This window comes from Dysgonomonas sp. 520, assembly GCF_010501095.1.
Taxonomy (GTDB): domain Bacteria; phylum Bacteroidota; class Bacteroidia; order Bacteroidales; family Dysgonomonadaceae; genus QVMP01.
The window spans coordinates 346-23,899 of sequence record NZ_QVMP01000021.1; the positions used below are offsets into that span (position 1 = coordinate 346).

At 40.3% G+C, this 23,554-nt stretch carries 22 protein-coding genes; 5 read left to right on the forward strand and 17 right to left on the reverse strand.

Annotated elements, in window-relative coordinates; translation table 11 throughout:
- The first annotated feature begins 278 nt into the window (after positions 1–278).
- The gene (locus D0T56_RS11980) at positions 279–1,097 is read left to right on the forward strand and encodes a hypothetical protein (protein ID WP_163320401.1); all 819 of its coding nucleotides are present in this window, start codon (positions 279–281) and stop codon (positions 1,095–1,097) included.
- Between the two features lie 80 nt (positions 1,098–1,177).
- Here the strand turns inward: D0T56_RS11980 and fucP are convergent, their stop codons facing one another.
- The 4 genes from fucP to D0T56_RS12000 form a co-directional block, all read right to left on the reverse strand.
- Positions 1,178–2,434, reverse strand: coding sequence for an L-fucose:H+ symporter permease (gene fucP, locus D0T56_RS11985; protein WP_163320402.1), 1,257 nt, complete (start codon positions 2,432–2,434; stop codon positions 1,178–1,180).
- A gap of 94 nt (positions 2,435–2,528) precedes the next feature.
- The gene (locus D0T56_RS11990; protein WP_163320403.1) at positions 2,529–3,452 is read right to left on the reverse strand and encodes an amidohydrolase; all 924 of its coding nucleotides are present in this window, start codon (positions 3,450–3,452) and stop codon (positions 2,529–2,531) included.
- 4 nt (positions 3,453–3,456) lie between these two features.
- The gene (locus D0T56_RS11995) at positions 3,457–4,470 is read right to left on the reverse strand and encodes a zinc-binding alcohol dehydrogenase family protein (protein WP_163320404.1); all 1,014 of its coding nucleotides are present in this window, start codon (positions 4,468–4,470) and stop codon (positions 3,457–3,459) included.
- Between the two features lie 88 nt (positions 4,471–4,558).
- On the reverse strand, positions 4,559–5,491 hold the full coding sequence (locus D0T56_RS12000) for an aldo/keto reductase (RefSeq protein ID WP_163320405.1): 933 nt from the start codon (positions 5,489–5,491) through the stop codon (positions 4,559–4,561).
- A 431-nt stretch (positions 5,492–5,922) separates the two neighbouring features.
- On the opposite strand from D0T56_RS12000, the gene D0T56_RS12005 reads away from it, so the two are divergent.
- A complete protein-coding gene (locus D0T56_RS12005; protein ID WP_163320406.1) occupies positions 5,923–7,818 on the forward strand; it encodes an amidophosphoribosyltransferase in 1,896 nt (631 codons plus the stop codon).
- An 89-nt stretch (positions 7,819–7,907) separates the two neighbouring features.
- Here the strand turns inward: D0T56_RS12005 and uvrB are convergent, their stop codons facing one another.
- The 3 genes from uvrB to D0T56_RS12020 form a co-directional block, all read right to left on the reverse strand.
- A complete protein-coding gene (gene uvrB, locus D0T56_RS12010; protein ID WP_163320407.1) occupies positions 7,908–9,923 on the reverse strand; it encodes an excinuclease ABC subunit UvrB in 2,016 nt (671 codons plus the stop codon).
- A gap of 127 nt (positions 9,924–10,050) precedes the next feature.
- Positions 10,051–10,254, reverse strand: a complete 204-nt coding sequence (locus D0T56_RS12015) for a hemagglutinin (protein ID WP_163320408.1) — start codon at positions 10,252–10,254, stop codon at positions 10,051–10,053.
- Positions 10,255–10,258: 4 nt separating this feature from the next.
- Positions 10,259–10,474, reverse strand: coding sequence for a hypothetical protein (locus D0T56_RS12020; RefSeq protein ID WP_163320409.1), 216 nt, complete (start codon positions 10,472–10,474; stop codon positions 10,259–10,261).
- A 737-nt stretch (positions 10,475–11,211) separates the two neighbouring features.
- On the opposite strand from D0T56_RS12020, the gene D0T56_RS12025 reads away from it, so the two are divergent.
- The gene (locus tag D0T56_RS12025; RefSeq protein WP_163320410.1) at positions 11,212–12,429 is read left to right on the forward strand and encodes a M20 family metallopeptidase; all 1,218 of its coding nucleotides are present in this window, start codon (positions 11,212–11,214) and stop codon (positions 12,427–12,429) included.
- A gap of 152 nt (positions 12,430–12,581) precedes the next feature.
- The gene (locus D0T56_RS12030; RefSeq protein ID WP_163320411.1) at positions 12,582–13,037 is read left to right on the forward strand and encodes an Lrp/AsnC family transcriptional regulator; all 456 of its coding nucleotides are present in this window, start codon (positions 12,582–12,584) and stop codon (positions 13,035–13,037) included.
- Between the two features lie 20 nt (positions 13,038–13,057).
- Here the strand turns inward: D0T56_RS12030 and D0T56_RS12035 are convergent, their stop codons facing one another.
- The 7 genes from D0T56_RS12035 to D0T56_RS12065 form a co-directional block, all read right to left on the reverse strand.
- The gene (locus D0T56_RS12035; protein WP_163320412.1) at positions 13,058–13,540 is read right to left on the reverse strand and encodes a pyridoxamine 5'-phosphate oxidase family protein; all 483 of its coding nucleotides are present in this window, start codon (positions 13,538–13,540) and stop codon (positions 13,058–13,060) included.
- A gap of 6 nt (positions 13,541–13,546) precedes the next feature.
- Positions 13,547–14,251: a porin family protein gene (locus tag D0T56_RS12040; RefSeq protein ID WP_163320413.1), complete on the reverse strand. Its 705-nt coding sequence runs from the start codon at positions 14,249–14,251 to the stop codon at positions 13,547–13,549.
- Entirely contained in the window at positions 14,251–16,014 is a 1,764-nt protein-coding gene (locus D0T56_RS12045) for a LysM peptidoglycan-binding domain-containing protein (RefSeq protein WP_163320414.1), read from the reverse strand. The genes D0T56_RS12040 and D0T56_RS12045 overlap by 1 nt, the downstream gene beginning before the upstream one ends.
- Before the next feature lie 34 nt (positions 16,015–16,048).
- Positions 16,049–16,780 (reverse strand): 1-acyl-sn-glycerol-3-phosphate acyltransferase, encoded by a 732-nt coding sequence (locus D0T56_RS12050; RefSeq protein WP_163320415.1) that lies wholly within the window; start codon positions 16,778–16,780, stop codon positions 16,049–16,051.
- 104 nt (positions 16,781–16,884) lie between these two features.
- Positions 16,885–17,574, reverse strand: coding sequence for a helix-hairpin-helix domain-containing protein (locus D0T56_RS12055; RefSeq protein ID WP_163320416.1), 690 nt, complete (start codon positions 17,572–17,574; stop codon positions 16,885–16,887).
- A 115-nt stretch (positions 17,575–17,689) separates the two neighbouring features.
- Positions 17,690–19,303, reverse strand: coding sequence for an ABC-F family ATP-binding cassette domain-containing protein (locus tag D0T56_RS12060; RefSeq protein ID WP_163320417.1), 1,614 nt, complete (start codon positions 19,301–19,303; stop codon positions 17,690–17,692).
- Positions 19,304–19,385: 82 nt separating this feature from the next.
- Positions 19,386–20,813 carry a PDZ domain-containing protein gene (locus D0T56_RS12065; protein WP_163320418.1) on the reverse strand — a complete coding sequence of 476 codons (1,428 nt, stop codon included), beginning with the start codon at positions 20,811–20,813 and terminating at the stop codon, positions 19,386–19,388.
- 179 nt (positions 20,814–20,992) lie between these two features.
- On the opposite strand from D0T56_RS12065, the gene D0T56_RS12070 reads away from it, so the two are divergent.
- On the forward strand, positions 20,993–21,592 hold the full coding sequence (locus tag D0T56_RS12070) for a riboflavin synthase (protein WP_163320419.1): 600 nt from the start codon (positions 20,993–20,995) through the stop codon (positions 21,590–21,592).
- A gap of 79 nt (positions 21,593–21,671) precedes the next feature.
- Here the strand turns inward: D0T56_RS12070 and D0T56_RS12075 are convergent, their stop codons facing one another.
- Genes D0T56_RS12075 through queD form a run of 3 tightly spaced genes read right to left on the reverse strand, consistent with a single transcriptional unit; the run spans position 21,672 to position 23,507 of the window.
- The gene (locus D0T56_RS12075; protein ID WP_163320420.1) at positions 21,672–22,586 is read right to left on the reverse strand and encodes a ribonuclease Z; all 915 of its coding nucleotides are present in this window, start codon (positions 22,584–22,586) and stop codon (positions 21,672–21,674) included.
- On the reverse strand, positions 22,583–23,164 hold the full coding sequence (locus tag D0T56_RS12080) for a 7-carboxy-7-deazaguanine synthase QueE (protein WP_163320421.1): 582 nt from the start codon (positions 23,162–23,164) through the stop codon (positions 22,583–22,585). The genes D0T56_RS12075 and D0T56_RS12080 overlap by 4 nt, the downstream gene beginning before the upstream one ends.
- Positions 23,148–23,507 carry a 6-carboxytetrahydropterin synthase QueD gene (gene queD, locus D0T56_RS12085; RefSeq protein WP_163320422.1) on the reverse strand — a complete coding sequence of 120 codons (360 nt, stop codon included), beginning with the start codon at positions 23,505–23,507 and terminating at the stop codon, positions 23,148–23,150. Before queD ends, D0T56_RS12080 begins: the two co-directional genes overlap by 17 nt.
- Between the last annotated feature and the right edge of the window lie 47 nt (positions 23,508–23,554).

The following is a 23,554-nucleotide window of genomic DNA, read 5'->3' on the forward strand; positions in this document are numbered from 1 at the left end:
GGCTTCTTGCCGACCCACAAACAGCTTATAAGCTGAACAAAAAATAACTCGCACCAAAAGTCTGTTAAAACCAGAATGGTTCGGCTATGCTCAAACAGTTTTTTGTTCCTATCGCTTATCTGCGCTGTGTGGGTACCCCGTCAATTAACCAAATGTCACGTTTATACCCGTCAGGCAGAACGGCTCTGTAGGAGACGCGGCAGTAAAAAACAGGTCGATTAAAAACAACCGATTGATATTATTTATAAAAACAACACAACAAACAACATTAAAAACTTATGAAAAAGAGCAGTTTAATTTTATTGATTTTTTTAGCCGTTACGGCTCTAAAAGCACAGGTGGGTGTGAACACGGAAAACCCGCAGGGTATCTTCCACATCGACGGGAAAAGAGACACAAATGGCAGTACAAATATTGCAGATGATGTGATGGTAGATACTCAAGGTAGAATTGGAATAGGAACGAATGCGCCACAGACCAAGATTGATATTCGAACGACAACAAAAGGTGGAGGCTTTCGTTTGCAAGATGGTTCACAGCAAACAGGAAAAGTATTGACTTCTAGTGCAAACGGAGAAGCTACATGGGAAATGCCGGGATTTAGCAAATTCGAAAAAATACCGACAGCTACCTGCCCTATTTCTACAAGTTATAAAGTAAGTAACGTTTTTAGGACAATAATTAAACTTCCAGGAGGAAATCCATATATAATTCCACTTCCCGAAACAGGAACTTATGCTCTAACTATGGGATTACAATTAAATCTAAGCAATGTACCTAGTGATGGAACTGTCTCAAGGGCTATACTACAGCTTTTACCAGATAATGATATTGAATTATGGAACAATAACACGATTCCAAAGTTTGAAGGTGCATATGAAATTTATGGAACAGTAATTACAGAATCAGATATCAGATTTTATTTAAGTGAAAATATAACAACGACAATATCCACAGGAAATGATGTGTATATAGCATTAGCGGTTGTTATAACTGGTACGAATATACCTACTACACTTACCGGAACAATGAATATAGGGCAAGGAGCTAGCGTTTGCAAACATTGCTCGGGAGGATCATTTGTAAAAATCAACTAGTAAAGTATTAAACAACAAACGCATCAATATAACCAGTATCATGTGGATTATTGATGCGTTTTATTTTAAAATTCTGAAATTTAATCTATCACTTTATAGCCTTTCCAACCATAATAGGCACAGAAAATGAAGCATATTAGAGGTATTATGTAGGCAATTTGATAAATGTGTTCATTTTTGTGCATTATGTATGCCGTAAGTTGAGGCAGACAAGCATTTCCCACTATTGCCATTACAAGGAAAGCCGAACCGCTTTTTGTTTTACTACCCAAACCCTCCAATGCAAGAGAGAATTGAGTGGGATACATGATCGACATGAAGAACGATACACCCAACATGGCATAAAGTCCAACCATTCCGCCGAAAGTCATGATTACGCCACAAAGCAAAATGTTCACAACTGCATAAACAACCAACATGTTCTGAGGTTTGAATTTTACCATCAACATCGTACCTATCCATCTGCCCAACAAGAAAGCCAACATATAAATCCCGAAGAAAGTGGTGGCTGTGCTTTCTGCCATACCTGCATAAGTGCAGCAATATACAAGGAAAAGGCTGTTGATTGCCGTTTGTCCTCCATTGTAGAAGAACTGAGCTATTACACCCCAACGAAGATGAGAGCGTTTGAGCACTCCAAAATCAATAAGTTTTTCTCCTTTTACATCTCCTTCTTCGTGTTCGCCCTCTTTTATCTTAGGAAGATGAGAGAAAATGAAAACAATGGCAATAACGATCAGCAATCCGGCCAAAATCAGATAGGGGAGTTTCATCGAATCGGTTTCGAATTGTATATAACCTTCCCATCCTCCGGGATAGTTTATGGGTAAAGTTTCTCTGGTATAATCGTGTCCGCTCAGTACCAATTTGCTCAGAAACATGGCTGCAATGAACGCCCCCAGGCCATTGAAAGACTGTGCAAGATTGAGTCTGCGAGGAGCTGTTTTAGGATCGCCCAATACTGTTACATAAGGGTTTGCTGCCGTTTCGAGGAAACACATACCTGTGGCAATAACAAAAAATATACTCAAATATGCCCAATATTCTTTGATGATAGCAGCAGGAAAAAACAGCAGTCCACCCATAGCAGCCAGTAACAAACCGAATATTATTCCCGCCTTGTAACTATACCGCTTCATGAACATGGCTATCGGGATAGGAAAAATAAAATACGCCAACCAGTAAGCCGTTTCGGTGAACGAGGCTTCAAATGTGTTCAATTCGCACGTTTTCATCAATTGCCTTATCATTGTGGGCAACAGGTTGCTGCTGATAGCCCAAATAAAAAACAGGCTGAATATTAAGGCCAAGACGATGAAGTTCTTATTGTTTTTCATGGTTCATTTACATTAAGAATTTATATTGAATAATGGTGGACAAGGCAGAAGCCCGGTTCCTGTATAAAATTTGTCTACTCGTAACCAAGCAGAACTACTCTGACATATTTTTAATATAAGGCAGATCAATAAGTTTATCAAATCGATAAAAATTTTTCGCATTCAGTCCTAGGAACATCACCTTTTCTTCTTCTGACAGTAAATTTGATTTTACTACAAAATCGTACGACATCCGATAGGTGATTGCAGTTATTGTTCTCGGATAATCCGACCCCCACATCAGTTTTTCCATGCCAACCAGAGACGCTGCTTCCTTGATAGCCCACACCGCACCGGTGAAGGGATAGAATTCATCATTGAATAGCCAGGTGATTCCACCCGATTCTATCCTGACATTTTCGTTCTCGGCGAGTTTTATCTGTTCTTGCCAATTGGGGCGGGTTACCATACCAAAATGCCCGATAGCAATCCTCAGTTTAGGGCACTCTGCTATAATCTCTTTCATTTCGTCAACCTGTATGTCTCCGTCTGCCAGATCGATGGAAAGGAGAATGTCTTTTTGCTCCATCAATTTGAACATTTGCATCATTTCCCCGTCTGTCAGGTAAATACGTTTATCCGACATTATGAAACGGTTTGCAGGCAGCTTGATGGCATTGAATCCTTGTTCTATAAGCCGTTGTGCGTGTTTGCCGTATTCAGGCAGCCGCACATCTACCATGCCGCAACAAAGAAACCGGTCGGGATATTTACTTTGAACCTCCCACAAATACTCATTTTGAATGCCATCTATATATTCTTGCGTTACAACGGCCGCCGACACTTGGGCGTAGTTCATATTTGACAAGAATATTTCTGCCGTATTTCTCCCATCGGTGATGAAGGGAGGAACCATTTGCCTGACTTCGCCCATAAAAAACGATTTCCCGTTTTCCATAGTCCGGATTTCTTTTCCGTCCACAATGGTATTTTGAGTCAGCCAAAGATGAGCATGGGCATCTATTATTTTGAAGTCCATAAGTTTAAAATTCTACTAATATCCTAAAAACTTTTCCCGGATCGTCGGCCCATTTTTCTAAGGCTTCTTGCACATGTTCGGGTTTGTATATTTTGCTTATAAACTCTTCCGGATAACCGCCTCGTTTTACATATTCCATAACAGCACGGAAGTCTTCGGGCATGGCATTACGCGAACCTCGTATATCGAGTTCCTTTTGTACGAATTTTTTGGTTTCGAATGCTATTTCCGATTTTGCATATCCAATGCAAACTACCCTTCCTGTAAATGCAACTTCATCTATTGCCATCTGGTATGTAGGAGCAGCACCTACTGCTTCAATAATAACATCGGGCCCTTTGTTGTCGGTGAATGCCATCAGGCGCAAGCGTGCGTCTTCAGTTTTAGTGTTGATCGTGTATACCGCTCCGAGACGTTTGGCTAAAGCCAGTTTTTCGTCATCCATATCCACAGCAACAACTTTTGCTCCTCTGACCGCCGAACGTATTATTGCTCCTAATCCGATCATACCGCAGCCTATTACCATCACAATATCAAGATCAGTGATCTCAGCTCTGTCCACGGCATGAAATCCTACACTCATTGGTTCTACCAGAGCAAAATCTTTCGGACTGATTTCCGGATCGGCAATCACCTTTTGCCACGGAACAGATATGTATTCGCACATAGCTCCGTCACGTTGTACTCCGAACGTTTGGTTGAACTGACAGGCATTTGGCCTTCCATTGCGACACGCAGGACAGTAGCCGCAGTTGGTATATGGGTTAACTGTGCACGGCATTCCCACCTGAATGTTTGACGGAACATCTTCTGATACTGCTGCTATCTCCGCTCCAATTTCATGACCCGGTATGACGGGGAGTTTTACCATCGGGTTTTTTCCCAGAAAAGTGTTTAAATCTGATCCGCAAAAGCCTACATATTTTATTTTTATCAAGACTTCACCGGATTTTATCTGTGGTTTTTCTCTTTCTATAAGGGCAGTTTTGTGTTCGCCTAAAATTGCTACAGCTTTCATTTTGTTATTATTCGTAAATATTAAAAATGCGATCCATTTATTTCCACGATTATAAGAAGCTTGTTGCCTGAAAATTTGTCCAGAGCAATCAGCTATTCAACCATGTGTCTCTAAAACGGGGTTCCAATATTTTATGAACCTCATTCAACAGTTTTTCATCGAGAGGGGCATCCGCATAGGCGATGTTTTGAAGTACTGCTTGCGGACGTGAGGAACTAAACAAAGTTGTGGCAATCCGAGGATTGTTGACAGCATATTTCACGGCCAATTGTTCTATCGATTTGCCCTGATCTTTACAATATTGAGCCGCTTTCCGGCATAGTTGCTGCAATGGTTTGGGTGCAGGGTGCCAATCGGGTGCACCTCGCTCGGTCAACAAACCCATCGAGAACGGAGAGGCATTAATGACTCCTATACCTTTTTCTTCAAAATAGTCGAGATAATCGACCAAAGCATCATCATTCAGGCAATAGTGACAGAAAGACAAAACACTCTCCACAGTTCCTTCGGGCACATTGTCTATTATGTATTTGAAATGGCGGAGAGTGAGATTTGTTATCCCCACATGTTTAACAATGCCTTTATCTCGGAGTTCTGTTAACGTGGGAAGTGTTTCCTTACACACCAGCTCCAGATCTGCAAATTCGATGTCGTGTACATTAATCAGGTCAACATAGTCTACATTCAAGCGCTCCATGCTTTCGTACACGCTTTCCGTAGTTTTTTTTCCGGAATAATCCCAATAATTTTTTCCATCTGCGCCGTATCGTCCTACCTTGGTCGACAAGTAATAGCGGTTCCGCTTGATGTGTTTTAAAGCCTTACCTAAAACTATTTCAGCTTTGAGGTGTCCGTAGTAAGGAGATACATCAATAAAGTTTATCCCGTTATCCACGGCTGTGCATACAGCCTCTATTCCTTCTTCTTCTTTGATAGAATGAAAAACACCACCCAATGAAGATGCACCGAAACTTAAATTGGAGACTTTCATCCCTGTTTTTCCGATTTCTCTGTATTCCATGTATTTTCTGGTATTTATAAAATTGTCATTTTCCAAAAATATGTATTGGGTATGTTAATTGAAAGAAGATGAATGTGAAAAACAACGCAAAGGTTTGCGTAAATATCGTTGAGGTTGAAGTGAGAATTATTCCCTCTGTGATTCGTTTTTTGTTATAGCCTAAGATATGGTAACAGGGGCTAACGGAAATCACTTTTTTTGTAACCAATAAAACCAGTTCTCCAAAAACTGTTTATTTATTTGGACTTGTCTCTGGAGGAGCATCCTCTGCAACCTGGCTACATGTAGGTGTGGGAGAACCTTTCATATTTGTGGCATATTGATTTAATGAAAATATTATTGTTTTTAACTAGGACAAAGAGAGAAATTTTTCTTTCTTTGTCCTCTCTTTTTATATAAAATTTAAGGTTGAGGATTTATCTATATTTTTTATGACAGAACCTTTAAAACATGAATGCGGTATAGCAATGATTAGGTTGTTGAAACCGCTTGAGTATTACCAGGAAAAGTATGGAACCTGGCAATATGGACTGAACAAACTATATCTTTTGATGGAAAAACAACACAATCGCGGGCAGGAAGGTGCCGGATTGGCTGTTGTTAAACTAGATGCAAAACCGGGGTCGGAACTTGTTTTCCGTGAAAGAGCCGAGGGTTCGGCCGCCATTCAGGAAATCTTCGGGATTGTGCACAAAAATTTCGAAAAAGTTCCTCCCGCAAGGCTAAACGATGTCTTCTACGCAAAAGACAACCTGCCGTTTGCGGGAGAATTGTTTCTTGGGCACTTACGTTACAGCACCACAGGAAAGAACGGGCTTTCGTACGTTCACCCATTCTTGAGACGTAACAATTGGACTTCACGCACTTTGGTGTTAGCCGGAAATTTCAATATGACCAACGTAGACGAACTTTTCGACGAACTGCTCAGGGAAGGTCAACATCCACGCGTATATGCCGACACGTTTGTTTTGCTAGAATCGTTGGGACATAGCCTCGACAGGGAAGTGCAATACCAATACGACAAAGCCGTAAAAACAGGAGCCAAAGGTCAGGAACTAAATGATATAATCGAGAAAAACCTGGACTTGAATTTCCTTTTGAGCAAAGCCAGCCAAAACTGGGACGGCGGATATGTTGTCTGCGGTATGCTCGGTTGTGGCGATGCGTTCACTTACCGTGATCCTTGGGGTATACGCCCTGCATTCTATTACCATGACGATGAGATTGTTGTGGTGGCATCGGAACGCCCTGTTATCCAAACGGCAATGAATCTTGGTGTTGACGATGTGAAAGAACTTCAACCGGGTCAGGCAATTATTGTTAAGAAAGACGGAACCATTTCTTTGCCTCAAATTCAGGAGAAAAAGCCTAGCTTTGCGCCGTGTTCTTTCGAACGGATATATTTTTCAAGAGGCTCGGATGCTGATATATACAAGGAACGCAAGCAATTAGGACGTTTGTTGCTGCCTCAGATATTGAAATCGGTAAACAATGATATTGATAATACCGTATTTTCATTCATCCCCAATACGGCGGAAGTTGCATTTTACGGGATGACCGAAAGTTTTGACGAATATCTTCAGGAAGAAAAGCACAAAGCAATACAAAGCATTGGGAAAGGAATTAAGGATGAAGATTTGTCGAAAATTCTTGCACGTAGAATACGTACCGAGAAAGTAGCGATAAAAGACATAAAACTAAGGACTTTCATCACGCAGGATAAAAGCCGTGACGATTTGGCCGCCCACGTATACGACATCACTTACAATTCGATCGTACCTCACCAGGACAACTTGGTGGTGATTGATGATAGTATTGTTCGTGGAACAACATTGAAACAAAGTATCATTAAGATACTTGACCGTTTGCATCCTAAAAAGATTGTGATCGTTTCCTCTTCTCCACAAATCAGGTATCCGGACTGTTACGGTATCGACATGTCGCGTATGACAGAGTTTATCGCTTTCCGTGCGGCAATTGAACTGCTGAAAGAAAACAATCTGCAACATATTATCGACAGTGTTTACAAAAAATCGAAAGCACAACAAAACAAGCCGAAAGAGGAAATCGTGAATTATGTAAAAGAAATTTACGAACCATTCACTGACGAACAAATCTCAGCGAAAATTGCCGAAATGTTGACTCCGCAAGGCACTAACGCCGAGGTGGAACTTGTTTTCCAAAGTGTAGAGAACTTGCACAAGGCTTGTCCTAACAATAAAGGGGATTGGTATTTCTCCGGTAATTATCCTACTCCGGGAGGTAACCGTATGGTGAATACTGCCTTTATAAATTATGTGGAAGGTGTAGATCGCAGAGCATATTGAGAATCAGTTACTCTAAAATATCAAGACCCAAGTTCAGATCACATGAGCTTGGGTCTTTTATTTGATATTTAGGCCTACTTTCCTTAATTCTATTTTTGACTGTTCAACAAATCTTCCAATCTTATCAATTCATCCCGGTATTGAGCAGCTTCAAGGAATTCTAGTTTTCTGGCTGCTTCGGTCATCAATTTCTTGGTTTTGGTTATGGCTTTCTGCAAATCTTCTTTGCTTCCATATTCCGCCTGAGGTTCGGCGGCCATTGGCAGATTGTAGTCTGGCTCGAAGTATGGCTGAGGTTCTGTCGCAGCTTTATCTTTGTTCAATGCTGAGGTCTTGGCTTTCTTTATTTGAGTGGGAACTATACCGTGTTCGGCATTATAAGCCATCTGAATTTCCCTGCGCCTGTTTGTCTCGCTTATTGTAAGATGCATACTGTCAGTCATCTTGTCGGCATAGAAAATAACCTTTCCGTTCACATTACGCGCCGCACGACCTACTGTCTGAGTGAGAGAACGGTGTGATCGCAGAAAACCCTCTTTGTCGGCATCAAGTATTGCAACAAGAGATACCTCCGGCAAGTCCAATCCTTCACGCAAAAGGTTCACCCCGATGAGGACATCGAACAAGCCATTGCGCAAATCGTCCATAATCTTCACACGCTCAAGCGTATCCACATCCGAGTGTATATAGTTACACCTGACGCCATGATTGGCAAGGTATGTGGTCAATTCTTCCGCCATGCGCTTGGTCAGGGTTGTGACCAATATCCTTTCGTCTCGTTCTATCCGTTGTTGTATTTCCTCCATCAAATCGTCAATCTGATTCAGGCTGGGACGCACATCAATGGGTGGATCTAACAGTCCTGTCGGACGAATAAGCTGCTCCACAATCACCCCTTCCGATCTGATCAGTTCGTAATCGGCAGGAGTTGCGCTGACATATATCAATTGCTTGGTAAGCGATTCAAATTCTTCAAACTTCAAAGGACGATTGTCTATCGCAGCGGGCAAACGGAACCCGAATTCTACAAGGTTTTCTTTCCGAGAATGGTCGCCGCCATACATCGCCCGTATCTGAGGAACAGTGACATGGCTCTCGTCTATTATGGTGAGATAATCGTCCGGAAAAAAATCGAGCAGGCAGAACGGACGTGTTCCCGCCTCACGATTGTCGAAGTAACGCGAATAGTTCTCAATACCCGAACAATGCCCAAGTTCCCGTATCATTTCCAAGTCATAGGTAACACGTTCATACAGCCGCTTTGCCTCCAAAGGTTTTCCTATCGAGTGGAAAAACTCGACCTGTCTGCCCAAATCTATTTCAATTTCGGCAATTGCCCGCATCGTACGTTCCTTTGTCGTAACAAAAAGGTTCGCAGGAAAGATGCGGTATTCGTCAAATCGTTCAATTCTTACGCCGGATATAGGGTCTATGCTTTCTATGCTTTCAATTTCATCTCCCCAGAATACAATCCTGACAATTATATCGTCGTAAGCCAGAAAAACATCTACGGTATCACCTTTCACCCTGAAATTGCTCCTTTCCAGTTGCATCTCGTTCCGTGAATAGAGACTATCGACCAAATGACGAAGAAAAACATCACGTACAACTTTCTTCCCTACTTTTATTTCGATCAGATTGCTGTGAAAATCTTCCGGGTTACCAATGCCATAGAGACACGAAACGGAAGATACGACAATAACATCCCTTCGGCCCGACAGCAACGAGGATGTAGTTGCCAGACGAAGTTTTTCTATTTCATCATTGATAGAGAGGTCTTTTTCGATGTACGTATTTGTTGAAGGAATATATGCCTCAGGCTGATAATAATCGTAATAAGAGACAAAGTATTCGACCGAATTATTCGGAAAAAATCCTTTAAATTCACTGTAAAGTTGCGCAGCCAATGTTTTGTTATGGCTGAGAATTAATGTCGGTTTCTGCACTTCCTGGATGACGTTCGCTATGGTAAAAGTCTTACCCGAACCTGTCACCCCAAGTAGTGTTTGGTAAGGCACATGTTCATTTACCCCTTCGGCTAGTGCTTTTATCGCAGCCGGTTGATCCCCGGTAGGTTTAAATTGAGAACTGATTTGAAAATCCATTTATTGAAATCCTTTCACAAATATTGTGATATAACGTGATTGTTGCTTATATAGCGTACCAGATATATTCCGTTTTCGTATTGAAAAAATACATACCATTGTGTATTTTTATTTTTTTATAAATTGCCTAATACAATTCGTCACCATACTTATCGAAATATTTGGGAGCTTCCTTTTTATGCTTTCGGGGTAATGAGGTTTCTATTTTGTCGTACAAGTCAAATACATATTCCACAGCAGGGTCTTCAAAATTGAAATAACCTTCGTTGTGTAGTATTTGAATAAGGTCGATAAGATAATCGTTGACCTGCTTGGTTAATAGTACCTTCATCGGTTTATTTTCTGAAGATTTCCCTGATTCGAGGCTCTATAATCCTTTTTGCCTCATCCACAGTCATAGCATCTGCTATATCTTCTTCCGATATTAACGATTGTTTTGTTACAAGTTCAAATCTGTTTTTACCTCTGGTTATAACAATCTTTTCGTTTTGTGCTATATCCAGATATTTAGATACATTTTTTTTTAATTCTAATTCTGTTATGACTGTCATAATTATATCTGTTTAGCTTATAACACAAACATACTAAAAATAATAATACCCCGACATAAATCAGGGTATCATTTATTCATTAATGCCAATCAGTAGTTGAGTTTATTACAATAAAAACGTTCAATTACATTAGTCGTTTTGCGTGACTCGGCATAATCAAAACGAATTTTGCTTCTGCTCTCGCTACTTAAAACGTTCTTTTATATTCGACGTTTTTTTGCTGCCGCGTCTCTTGCAGATGCCGTTTCGCCTGACGGGTGTAAACATGACATTTGGCTAATTGATGGGGTACCCACACAGCGCAGATAAGCGACAAGAACAAAAAGCTGTTTGAGCATAGCCGAACCATTCTGGTTTTAACAGGCTTTTGGTGCGAGTTATTTTTTGTTCAGCTTATAAGCTGTATAGTGGGTCGGCAAGAAGCCTTAGTCACAGAAAGCCTTTTTGATTCCTTTTGCGGCTTAGGGCAAAAGGGATGCAAGTAATCTTTGATTACGCGCAGTGTATTGTATAAAATAAATGAACTCTTTTGTTATTCAATAATGAAAAATATCAGTATAAATAACAAATATACAACTCTTAAAATTAAGAACCAAAGCGTTTTTTAAACATAATAGGTAAAGACAATATGTATACAATATTCTTCACATCCTCCTTTTTTTCTTTTAAATACAACATTTTATTCGCATTTTTCCTTATATTTACGAAATAATGGTAGCAAATTTTCATTTTGTATAATGGGTTATTCTTTAAAACATATCATCAAAGAAAAGGTAAAGAGCTATTACAATGATATAATTTCCGATTATAAGCATTTTCATCAACACCCCGAACTGTCGTTTCATGAATTTGAAACAGCACAATACATTTGTTCGGTTCTCAATGATATTGGGATTCCATATGGAGCTAATATCGGAAATTATGACAATGGCAAAACAAAGATCAGCGGAACCGGAATCTTGGCTTGGATCGAAGGCAAAGAACCGGAATCCAAAACAATAGCCTTGAGGGCAGACATGGACGCTCTCCCGATAAAAGAGGCTAACGAAATAGATTTTGCCTCTCAGAATGAAGGTGTTATGCACGCTTGCGGACACGACGCCCACACAGCCAGCCTGTTGTCAGCTGCTAGGATAATAAACGACTTGAAAGACCAAATCAGAGGAACCATTCTTTTCATTTTTCAACCGGGAGAAGAAAAAGACCCGGGAGGAGCAAAGCTGATGTTGCAAGATGGACTTTTCGACAAGTTTAAACCCGATCTAATAATCGGGCAACATACTTATGTCGATTATCCGGTAGGAACCGTCGGCTTCGAAAGTGGTATCATCATGGCATCGGCCGACGAGGTACATATAAAAATTAAAGGAAAAGGTGGTCACGGAGCCATACCTCACGAACTGAACGACACGGTATTGGCAGCCTCACAAGTCATTGTTTCTATGCAACAAGTGGTTAGCCGGCGTTCAAATCCGTTCAAGCCGATGGTGCTTTCTTTCGGCAAATTTATTGCCGACGGCGCCACCAATGTCATCCCTGATGAAGTTGTTTTAGCGGGTTCGTTGAGATGTATGGATGAAGACGAACGCAACAAGGCGAAACCTATAATCAGAGATATTGCGATAGATGTAGCCAAGGCCTACGGATGCGATTGCGAAATAGAGATAGGCGACGGATATCCTTGTGTAGACAACAATGCCGAGGTAACAGCTCTTATGCGATCGTATGCCGGAGAATATCTGCCGGAAGAAAATGTGAAAGGATTACCCAAAAGAATGACTGCCGAAGATTTTGGTTTTTTTTCTCAGCAATACCCATCAACGTTCTATCGTTTTGGGGTGAAAAGTGAAAAATCCGGAACCGGGTTGCATACATCAACATTCCTGATTGACGAAAAAGCCCTTGAAACATCGGTGGGTCTTTTGTCTTATCTGGCGGTGAGATATTGTTCTTGAGGAACAAAATGTTGATAAGTTTTTATTGTATTGTTAGCTTAGTTTTACATAAAATGTTAAAAAAAGGGTATATATTTGTATTCTAGTTCTTGGCATAAATGTAATTTTAGCTGATGGATTCGATAATTTGTTTTGAATAAAATGTGATTTATATGAAAAACGACCAAATAGACGAATTAGATCAAAGAATATTGAAATTGATAGGAGAAAACGCTCGTATCCCGTTTCTTGAAGTGGCCAGAGAATGTAATGTTTCGGGGGCGGCTATTCATCAGCGAATAACAAAGCTAATGGAAACAGGCGTTATTCAAGGATCGAAATTTATCTTCGACTGGAACAAGATCGGATATGAAGCATCTGCCATGATTGGCGTAAACATTCCAAGATCGAAACCATACAGCGAAATCATTGAGCAATTGAAAGAAATTCCGGAAGTTATTGAGTGTTATTCCGTTTCAGGAGAACATGATTTATTGGTGAAAGTAGTTGCCCATACAAATCGAGACCTTCAGGCAATTATACAAAACAAGTTGTATCAGATAGGATTTGACAAGCTGGAAACAATAATCCTTTTCGAAGAAATATTTTGTCGTCAGATACCCCTTTAACTAACTTATAATCAATTCGATCATCTAACCCGGCGAGGATTTGGCGCACCAAATTCTTTCCCCGTCATAGATTCTATTTCAACAGACCATACCTTTACGTTTTTAATAGCGGGATCGGAATATTCAAATTCACGGTCTGAATAATGTTTCATCAAAATATTTAATGCCTTGATTTTATCTTCCGAATCTTCAGGGAAGACAACCTTTCCCCGGCAAAGAACACTTTTGCTTTTCATCCGATAGCTACAAGCCACTTGTTCGTGCATGTAATCCAACTTTGCATCGGGACAAAAAGCGATACATACATTCGGGTTCATATTCAGAGCTTTGATGCTTGACCCTTCGGGTGCAGAATGCATATACACAATGCCATCCTTATAACCAAAATTCATGGGAATAACATACGGATATCCCTCTGTGTCAACCATGCTGACAAAGCAAATATCACATTTTCGGATTATCTCCTCCAGATGTTCCTTTCCGTCCAGATCAATAGTAACCATATATTCTCAAAACAATTTAGTATAATACGTCAACCGGGCATAAATATTTCGGTGTGCCGACCGTGAAAACACATCGGTTTTGCTGTTTTTATAGATATCGCCCAACCCGAAAGAGTATCTTCCTTCCAACGAAAAATTGCCTATGCCTGTGCGGAATTCAACCCCTAGTCCTCCCATAAGAGCATAGTCGAACTTGATGTCGGTGTTTTTTCCATACTGATAAGTAACCTTGTCTTCGGGCACGTCTTCCGAATCGAGAAACTCCCGGAGGGCATTATTCATTTTTTCCTTTCCCCCGATATTAAACCCGAATTTAGGGCCGAGATTTATTATGAAGCGAACCTTATTTCCTATGTATATGTGTGTAAGTATCGGCAGTTCAATATAGTCGAGTGTTCTGGTATATTCGTACCCTTCAATATTGTTGTCGCCAAAATCTTCTTTCCACCCCAATTGACTGTAATTCAGTTCGGCTAGCAGTCCCACATTCTTGTCCGATATATAACGAACAGCCACTCCTCCCTGAAAACCGTTTGTATAACTCGTGTTCAGATACGTACTTGGTCTGGTAGGGACAAAACTCACCGAGGAAAAAGTGGGTCCGAAACCAATTCCGACATTCCACTCCGGATCGGGTTTGTTTTGCGTTTGAGCATAACCATTCCCAATCAAGAGCAGCGACAATGTAAGCAATAAAATATATTTTCTCATTATTTACTTTTATCTGTTCTTTCCACGCCCAGGCTGTTGAAGTTGACAATATACAACCCGTCGTTCATATACCCATTATTTTTATTTTTCACAAAATGAAATGCCGTTTGTATGGGTATAAACCACATTTTATTCACATTGTCCTCAAAGTCCTTTCCATAGCGCGATATGGCCGTAACAAAGAAGATTCCGGTATCGTACCCCAACATGGCATATTTGGGAAACGTGTTCATCATTTCTTTACCATACGCATTCATATATTTACTGTCGAATTGCTTGGTCTTATCGTTGTTGGGCACAAAGAAAGATGAATAGATAGATGTGTTGAACCTTTGCATATCGGCATACAATTGCTTGTACGCTTGCCAATCGGGATATCCGAACAGACTGATGTCGTACATCGCATCCTGCAAATTTGCAGCCTTAGCCACGGCTAAAGCTCTGGTCAGCATCGAATACGAACTTGATGAAGGTATCAGAATATTCCGTTTGCTGTTCGACAATGCCTGACGCACCGATGTGTCGAAATTTGTGCCGGTTTGCACTTCTTTCACCGCAATGTTTTTTTGTTTGCATTTTGCTTTCAGCAAATTCAACAGGTCGGACTTTTCATTGTTGCTCTTATCATTGATCAAGATAATGTTGTCCGAACTATAAGTGTCGACAAACAAATCCACAATCTTGGGATAAAGGATTGAATGTGATGTGCTTACCTGGTATACATTACTGTTCAATGCCAGAGCATCCGATTTTGCAGGGAAAGGTATAATGTATTTCAGGTCTTTTTCATTTGCATAATTTGCCAAAAGACCGATCTGCTCGTTAGACGAGCCTCCTATAATTATGTGAAGGTCTGCGATATCACTTGTGCTGAGAAGGTCTTTCAATTTTTTAGTGTTATCTTCCGCACCCAAGTCGAAAGTGTAGACCTCAAGCGAATGTCCTTTTTTCTTCAGTTCATCAATTGCCAGAAGCATTCCCTCGTAGTATTCAACATAGCGTTGATTAGGATTTCCCGATTTATCGAGAAAAGAAAGCATGACACCGAGTTTTATAACCGATTCTTTCTTGTTGTTTGTTTTTTCTTTCGTGATTGCTTGCGCTATCTCGGTTGCTGTTGTATTGTTTCCTGCTTGAGGTATATTGATAATCATATCTGTTTTCAAACCCTCGCTTAACTGAGGATTTGCAGCAACCAGTTCGTCGATGGTCACATTATATTCTTTCGAAAGGCTGTAAAGTGTTTCTTTAGGTTTTACCCTATGTGTAGTTGCCTTTGATGCACCGGCTGTTGTGGTTGACGGTTTAGCCGGATTTTTTACTTTTTGATACGAAACAACAGGCACTTTGATAGATTTTCCTTCTTTCAAACCATCTGTTCCCAACTTCGGATTCAGGTTTAAAATTTCTTCCACCGTTGTGTCATATTCTTTTGATATGGAATATACAGTTTCGCTTTTCTTGGGTTTATGAGATTTATACTCCACTTTTTTTATAACAGGGATAACCAGTTCTTGCCCAAGATGTATGCTTTGCTCCGCACTCGGATTTAATTTATACAGGTCTTTCAGGTCAACGTCATATTTTTTTGCTATGGAATATGACGTTTCTCCTTGCGCAACTTTGTGAACAACATACTTGTTGTCATTGGCAAGGGTGCTTGCGTTTGCAACTGAAACTCCCGCCTTGCAGGCGACAGTCATGAAAGGAATGGCAAAGCAAATAGAAAGAATTAGTATCGTTGTCTTAAATCTCGATTTCATGTAGCTTAATCTATTAAAATTATATGTGTATGTGTTATTTGTATTTATCCCACAGGTCGTCATAAATGATCTCCCTTGTTTGGTTCATCAGTTCAGATATTTGTTCTTCACTCATATCTTTGGTTTCAATAGGCTTATGTATCACCAACTCCAACTTTCCCGGGCGTATAAGCAACGATCTGATTTTCAGAACATCATACGAGCCGTTTATTGTCAACGGCACGATGGGCAATTTCATTTCTTCGGCAATTTTGAATGCTCCTTTCTTGAAACGCCCCATTTTTCCGGTTTCTGTTCGTGATCCTTCGGGAAATATTGTCATGGAAATGCCATCTTCCAATTCATCTTTAATTTTGTTAATGGTATTCATTATCGCTTTTGGGCTCGAATTGTCTACAAAAACATGCCCTATTGTTTCGCAGGCTTTGCCCACCAGCGGAATTTTCCGCAGACTTTGCTTTTGCACCCATTTTGTTTTTAACCCCAAATATGCGTAAATGAGGAAAATATCGAACGCTCCTTGATGGTTGGCCACAAAAACATACGACTGATTCTGATCCAGTTCAACTTCCCTTTTCACAGAAACACGGCACAAAGCCAACAGGCATGCCAGCTTAGACCAATATCTGGGAGGAATATATCCCCAGAATTGCCGCTTGCCAAACAATGACCCTAAAATGGCAACAGTAGCCGTTATGATAGTCGCTATCAGAAACAGGGGAACAAATATAAATATTTCATATATAGCTGTTAAGATTGTTTTCATTTCTGAATATTACACATTTTTCATAAATAGGATACTTCTTACAAAAGTAGTTTATTTATTTATTTTAGCCAATGAAGAAAGCCTCTTTATAACTGTTAAATCATTCATTCGAATGAAATGTAGTGAATCAGCATATCCACATCGCGAGGACTGAACCCATCGGCTGAACGAAGGTCGTCTGCTGTGCCTATCTTTTCCCGATCACGCTTTTGGACAATGTTTTGCGCTTGTTTTTCTGAGATATAAGGATGTTTTGAAAGCTGTTCCGCCGAGAGTTTGTTTATCCTCATTTTCCTCACTTTCTTTTTTATGGTGAAATAAGACGAGAAATTTTCCAATTTCTTTTTAGAGATGCCTTGCACTTCCAACAACTGTTCGATATTTAAATAGCCTCCCAACAATTCTCGGTATTCTATGATTCGTTTCGCATAAGCGTCTCCTATTCCCGGCACTTTTTTTAATGCCCCTATATTTGCAGCGTTGAGATCAACGGTTTGGCCTTCTGTCAGTTTGGTGCTATTCGTTTTCGTGTTTTTGGGTGATTTTGTCGCTGCAAATTCTCCATCTTCACCGGGTTCGGTTGCCGATTCGGATTGATAATAAATTGGCTTGAGGTTTTTCTGGAAATCATCAAATTCCGATTGAGCCAATAAATCTTCTTCGTTATTGTTTTGATTGTATGTGTAGATGTCGGAAATAAAATACAAAATGGACGAAAAAACAATCAGTATCAATAAAAAAATTACGGCAATCTTTTCATTTCTACGAAAATAGAACAAATCTTTCCACCCCATCAATTTACACCTTTATTAACAACTTGCTTCAAATATATACATTTTTTGTTATCATGCATAAATAAAAAAGTCCCTGCTATCTCAAATATAACAGGGACTCCTTGCAATTAATATTTTAGCTATACATTTTGGCTTTCAATGCTTTTATATCGTCCGAGAAGATATAATCGTCATAATCCATAATCTTATCAATTACTCCGTTAGGAGTCAGTTCGATGACACGATTACACACGGTTTGGATGAATTCGTGGTCGTGCGACGACATCAAAACATTCCCTTTAAACTGTTTCAGAGTGTTGTTGAATGCCTGAATAGACTCCAAATCGAGGTGATTGGTTGGTGAATCCAGAACCAAGGTGTTTGCGTTCTTCATCATCATGCGGGCAATCATGCAACGCATTTTTTCTCCTCCCGAAAGAACTTTTGCACTTTTCAGGATTTCTTCGCCTGAGAAAAGCATTCTTCCCAGAAATCCTTTCAGGTATATTTCGCTCGTATCGTCCGAAAACTGAGCCAGCCAATCGACCAGATTCAAATCATTATCAAAAAATTCTGTGTTGTCGAGCGGCAAATATGCCTCCGTAATTGTTTGCCCCCATTCAAAAGTTCCCTTATCGGCTTCCATGTTGCCGTTGATAATCTCGAAGAAAGCTGTCATTGCACGGGGATCTTTGGATAGGAAGATAATTTTATCTCCTTTTTCAACATTAAAATTAACATTGTCGAAAAGAACCTTTCCTTCAATAGACTTACTCAGTCCATTCACTTCCAGTATTTTATTGCCCGGCTCACGATCCGGCGTAAAGATAATTCCCGGATATTTGCGTGACGATGGCTTTATTTCTTCTATATTCAGTTTTTCCAGCATCTTTTTGCGGCTGGTAGTTTGCTTCGATTTTGCCACATTCGCACTAAACCGGCGAATAAATTCTTCCAGTTCCTTCTTTTTTTCCTCAGCCTTTTTGTTTTGCTGTGCCTGCTGGCGTGATGCCAACTGACTGGACTCGTACCAGAAACTATAATTACCTGAATATAAATTTATCTTGCTGTAATCTATGTCTACAATCTGCGTACAAACCGAGTCGAGAAAGTGCCTGTCGTGCGAAACCACGAGCACTGTATTTTCAAAGTTAGCCAGATAATTCTCCAACCAGTTAACAGTTTCTATGTCAAGGTCATTTGTTGGCTCATCCAGCAACAAATTGTCGGGTTTACCAAACAGTGCTCTAGCCAACAGGATGCGGACTTTCTGTTTTCCGCTCATATTTCCCATAAGTTGGTTGTGAAATTCTTCGCTTATACCCAAACCGCTCAGGAGGCTTGCGGCATCGCTTTCGGCTGTCCAACCGCCAAGTTCTGCAAATCTCTCTTCCAGTTCCGAAGCTCTCACTCCGTCTTCGTCGTTGAAATCTTCTTTTGCATACAAAGCGTCTTTCTCTTTCATTATTTCGGACAATGTAGTGTGTCCTTGCAAAACTGTGTCCAACACCGTCAGGTCGTCGAAGGCGAAGTGATCTTGCGAAAGAACAGACATACGCTCGCCCGATCCCATGGAGAATGTACCTTTGGTTGCATCTCTCTGCCCGCTCAATATTTTCAGAAATGTAGATTTTCCTGCGCCATTCGCGCCAATGATGCCATAGCAATTGCCATTGGTAAACTTAAGATTCACATCTTGAAATAATACTCTCTTGCCAAATTGATGGGTTAAATTTGAAACTGTAATCATTTTACCTTTTAATAACAAAACGGTGAATGATTGAGCATACAACCATTCACCTTTTTAATTTTATATAAACAACTTATAATTATTACTTAATTTCCACACGTACCGAACTTCTGATTTCGGGAGTAACATTGAATGTTCGTTTTTGCCCCCTGGTTGCTACCTCAAACGATAGTTTGTTAGATGAAGTCGGACTGATATATCTTTCGAAATTATACAAATAAGAAAAATGTGTCATATAGAAATTCTTCTTAAATTCTTTCGCTATTTCGCCATACTGGTATTTGTCCCAGAACATGCAGTCGGGGAACCCGTTAGCATCCGTAAATCGGGTTACAGGATCACGATATACCATCGTTTCCACCAAAAAGCGTTTGTAAGCGTTGGTCAATTCGTCTTTCGAAACATTAAATTTATAATTTCCTATTTTCTGCAAAACATCACCGCCCCTTACTCCTGCAAAATAGGCAGGAGAGTTTTCATCAACATCTGTTATCGTACGCATATTGTCGGACGAAATATGAATACCTGTGTAGTTGTGTTTCTTGTATTTAACCACAAAATCTACGGTAGTCTTATTTGTTGAATACGGAAATGTCATTAGCATCAATGGTGTATGAACGCGTGTGTATTCTTCCAATTGATATTTGTCGGAAAGATACTCCGTAGAATGGCAATCCCATATCTGAGTCAGGTTTTTGCTGTCAATATATTTCTTGTCGAAAAAGCGTATCCCCAATTCCAGAACAAACTGCCCGTTAATTGCCGCATTAGGAGCATCGCCCGGTATTATAGGCAATTTGATCATAATTTTGCGGGTAGGGTCATATCTCCACGAGCTTAATGCCGATGTTGGTTTGGCTGCAGCATTGAATCTTGCGTTTGGCTGATAGCTGTAATATGTTTGCACAATGAAATCAGGGTCTTTTGTGTTTCTGGTCAGACCTTTCTCCACAAGGCATTGCTCTATGATGGCGCTGATTTGCCCGTCGATGGCAGGAGCATCGGGTTCTCTCAAAAAGTCGAATGTGTGATAGTCGGAATAATCAACATCGTTGTTTGTCAAAATTTGCAATGGCATCACAAACTTCCGATCGTTTGTGTTTTCCAAACTATAAAATGAAAAACTGGTTGCCAACTCCGATTCCGACAACGAGGCCATCGCATTGCACTCTCTGCGCAATGTGTATGGAGTGAAATAATTTGTCAGGTTTCTTATCGTAAACGTAGTTTCGGCAGATGTATTGTCAAAAAACTTGCTGGCGATAAGATTGTAGCTGCGCAGATATGTTGCTTCGCCATCTATCTCCATGATAATATCTCCTACTTTTATCCCTGCCTTATCGGCAGCAGAAAATGGCTCCACAGAAGTGACAACAGGCTCTCCATATCCCCAACATGTGTTGTTGCTTATTTCGAAAGTCAACCCGAAATGACATGCACGGTTGTTGGTTTGTGCCTTTACACATAATGATGTGATTAATAATATTAAAACTAAAGACAATTGTTTCATTATATAATATCAATTTGTTAAAAGTTTGCTTCAGGAAATTTAGAAATGCAAAGATAAGTTTTTTATCTTAAAAAGGATAACGATCGGCGAGATTAATATCCCAGACAATCGCTAAATAATTATACATTTCTATCAAAAAGTAGTAACTTTGAGTTCAATTTAAAATCATCGGAAGAATTATGTTCTCAGGCATCGTGGAAGAAGCTGCCCAAGTGGTAGCATTGGAAAGAGAAGGTGAAAATCTGCACCTGACTCTTAGTTGTTCATTCGTGAACGAGTTGAAAATTGATCAAAGTATCTCACACAACGGAGTTTGCCTTACTGTGGTTAAGCTCACTGACGACACCTACACCGTTACTGCAATCAAGGAAACATTGGACAGGTCGAATCTGGGACTGCTAAAAGTGGGCGATAAGGTGAATCTGGAAAGAAGTATGTTGATGAACGGACGCTTGGACGGACACATCGTGCAAGGGCATGTAGATCAGACTGCAACTTGTCAGGAAATTCGTGAGATGGACGGTAGTTGGTATTTCAAATTTGCTTACAAATATGACAAGGATATGGCTAAAAGAGGGTATCTGACTGTTGACAAAGGCTCCATAACCGTGAATGGCGTAAGTTTAACTGTGGTTGACCCTACGAACGATTCTTTCGAGGTTGCTATAATTCCTTACACTTACGAGCACACTAATTTTCATCAGTTCAAGATAGGCTCTGTCGTAAATCTGGAATTCGATATCATAGGCAAATACATCAGCCGGATAATGGCTCAATAATTTTAAGCTGTTTGCTGCTCTTTCGGGGTATGTCAAAAGTCTTTGCAGTTAAACCGAGAGAGCAGTAAAGCTATTCCTCTTAAAGGGATTCACACAAACCTTCGTTTGCCAGAATAGTGTTTGGGAACACCGTTTGGGCCTCTTTCAAAAGGACAGTATTGTCTGTGTAGCGGGAAGAAAAATGTCCGAGTATTAATTTTTTCGCATTGGCTTGCTTTGCTATCATTGCAGCCTGCCTTGCAGTAGAGTGCCCTGTTTTCTTTGCTCTGGAGATGTCACTCTCGGTGAAAGTTGCTTCGTGATACAGCAAATCCACACCTTCTATTATATCTACAATATCTTCTTTGTAGGCAGTATCGGCACAATATGCGTAAGACCGGGGCGTATCCGCAGGACGTGTAAGCTGGCTGTTTGGAATTATTTTCCCTTCATTCGTAACAAAATCGGCTCCTTGCTTGATGTTCACCCTTTCTTTGACAGGCACATCGTAGAAATCTATTTTTTCCCTGATCAAGTGGCGATCTGCTTGCTTCTCCTGAAAAAGAAATCCGGCGCAAGGCACACGATGTTCTAAAGGAATCGTAGTAACTTTCATGGAACGGTTTTCATAGACAACCTCGCTTTTCTTAGGGTCGAAAGTATTGGTCAAAACCTTGTAAGACATATCTTTACAAAAATAATCCAGTTGAGGTTTCAATATCAGCTCCAGATCGGGAACTCCATGTATAACCAGATCACCTGTTCTGCCCAGCAAACCTAAAGTTGAAATCAGTCCTATCAAGCCAAAACAATGATCGCCATGTGTGTGGCTAACAAAAATTTGATTCAATTTCCCGAAACCCAGTTTGCTTTTCCTGTATTGAAGTTGGGAACCTTCGCCACAGTCAACCATAAACACTTTTTCGCACATTTCCACTACCTGGCAGGACGGGTTGTGTTGCAGTGTTGGCAAAGCCGAGCCACATCCTAATATGTTGACGTCAAACTGTTTCATTCAATATCAATCAGTTTGTGCATTTGAAGACTCAACAACCATTCGGGGTGTGTCAGGATATACCCTACTACATATTCCACATTTGCTTTTACAATTTCTTTTCCATCAAAAACAGGACTCAGGAAATACTTTTTTGCTTTCGGGAATATGCTGATATCGGGAATACTATCGCCCGATTTCACAGGAATCCTTATCTCGTCAACTTCGGGCAGAAGTTCTTTTACTTTACCATAGTTTTGCTTCGGACTGCAAGTTATATAATCAATCAGTTCAGGCACACGATGTGTTCCGTTCGTTTCTATGGCTTGTTTGTATCCTTTGTCCCTGAAAAACTGCAAATGCTCGTTTCTCAGTTGAAGAGTTGGCTCGCCACCTGTCCAGATTATCCATTTGGACGGATATTCGCTTATGGCATCAAATATTTCATCCGGATTCATATCCGAACCATTAAGGAAATCCGTGTCACAAAAAGAGCACGACAGATTACATTTTGCCAAACGTATAAAGACAGAGGCTTCACCCATTCTGCCACCTTCTCCCTGCAACGAATAAAATATCTCCTTAATATTCAGCTTCATATATGGCCGAAGTTTTAGGTGTTTCCGATACTTCCACGGCAAACAATTCCGGGATATCCTTTTTAAATATATCGTACAGGTATTTTGCCAGATGCTCGGCTGTTGGGTTGAAAGGAAGTATGTCATTCAAATGCCTGTGATCCAGATTATCATCTATATAATCTTTCACACTTTGCAATGCCCTGTAATCGCGGACAAACCCGACATTGTCCAACTCCCCGGCTTTCAAATGCACCGTCACCACATAGTTATGCCCATGTAGTCGGGAGCAAGGATGCTCGCATGGCAACCCTTCAAGGACGTGAGACGCCGAAAAAGAAAATTGTTTACTTATTTTATACATTAAAGTTTATATTATCGTTATTTTTTATTCTCGTCGGGCGTAAAAAT

Excerpts from the sequence above, each read along its gene's own strand:
- D0T56_RS11990 (WP_163320403.1), bottom strand. The coding sequence starts at position 3,452 with ATGGACTTCAAAATAATAGATGCCCATGCTCATCTTTGGCTGACTCAA.
- D0T56_RS12050 (WP_163320415.1), bottom strand. The coding sequence starts at position 16,780 with ATGAAAACAATCTTAACAGCTATATATGAAATATTTATATTTGTTCCC.
- D0T56_RS12065 (WP_163320418.1), bottom strand. The coding sequence starts at position 20,813 with ATGAAACAATTGTCTTTAGTTTTAATATTATTAATCACATCATTATGT.
- D0T56_RS12045 (WP_163320414.1), bottom strand. The coding sequence starts at position 16,014 with ATGAAATCGAGATTTAAGACAACGATACTAATTCTTTCTATTTGCTTT.
- D0T56_RS12015 (WP_163320408.1), bottom strand. The coding sequence starts at position 10,254 with ATGAAGGTACTATTAACCAAGCAGGTCAACGATTATCTTATCGACCTT.
- D0T56_RS12070 (WP_163320419.1), top strand. The coding sequence starts at position 20,993 with ATGTTCTCAGGCATCGTGGAAGAAGCTGCCCAAGTGGTAGCATTGGAA.
- D0T56_RS12055 (WP_163320416.1), bottom strand. The coding sequence starts at position 17,574 with ATGGGGTGGAAAGATTTGTTCTATTTTCGTAGAAATGAAAAGATTGCC.
- D0T56_RS12000 (WP_163320405.1), bottom strand. The coding sequence starts at position 5,491 with ATGGAATACAGAGAAATCGGAAAAACAGGGATGAAAGTCTCCAATTTA.
- D0T56_RS12005 (WP_163320406.1), top strand. The coding sequence starts at position 5,923 with ATGACAGAACCTTTAAAACATGAATGCGGTATAGCAATGATTAGGTTG.
- D0T56_RS11980 (WP_163320401.1), top strand. The coding sequence starts at position 279 with ATGAAAAAGAGCAGTTTAATTTTATTGATTTTTTTAGCCGTTACGGCT.
- D0T56_RS12075 (WP_163320420.1), bottom strand. The coding sequence starts at position 22,586 with ATGAAACAGTTTGACGTCAACATATTAGGATGTGGCTCGGCTTTGCCA.
- uvrB (WP_163320407.1), bottom strand. The coding sequence starts at position 9,923 with ATGGATTTTCAAATCAGTTCTCAATTTAAACCTACCGGGGATCAACCG.
- D0T56_RS12060 (WP_163320417.1), bottom strand. The coding sequence starts at position 19,303 with ATGATTACAGTTTCAAATTTAACCCATCAATTTGGCAAGAGAGTATTA.
- D0T56_RS12040 (WP_163320413.1), bottom strand. The coding sequence starts at position 14,251 with ATGAGAAAATATATTTTATTGCTTACATTGTCGCTGCTCTTGATTGGG.
- D0T56_RS12035 (WP_163320412.1), bottom strand. The coding sequence starts at position 13,540 with ATGGTTACTATTGATCTGGACGGAAAGGAACATCTGGAGGAGATAATC.
- D0T56_RS12025 (WP_163320410.1), top strand. The coding sequence starts at position 11,212 with ATGGGTTATTCTTTAAAACATATCATCAAAGAAAAGGTAAAGAGCTAT.
- D0T56_RS11995 (WP_163320404.1), bottom strand. The coding sequence starts at position 4,470 with ATGAAAGCTGTAGCAATTTTAGGCGAACACAAAACTGCCCTTATAGAA.
- fucP (WP_163320402.1), bottom strand. The coding sequence starts at position 2,434 with ATGAAAAACAATAAGAACTTCATCGTCTTGGCCTTAATATTCAGCCTG.
- D0T56_RS12080 (WP_163320421.1), bottom strand. The coding sequence starts at position 23,164 with ATGAAGCTGAATATTAAGGAGATATTTTATTCGTTGCAGGGAGAAGGT.
- D0T56_RS12030 (WP_163320411.1), top strand. The coding sequence starts at position 12,582 with ATGAAAAACGACCAAATAGACGAATTAGATCAAAGAATATTGAAATTG.
- D0T56_RS12020 (WP_163320409.1), bottom strand. The coding sequence starts at position 10,474 with ATGACAGTCATAACAGAATTAGAATTAAAAAAAAATGTATCTAAATAT.
- queD (WP_163320422.1), bottom strand. The coding sequence starts at position 23,507 with ATGTATAAAATAAGTAAACAATTTTCTTTTTCGGCGTCTCACGTCCTT.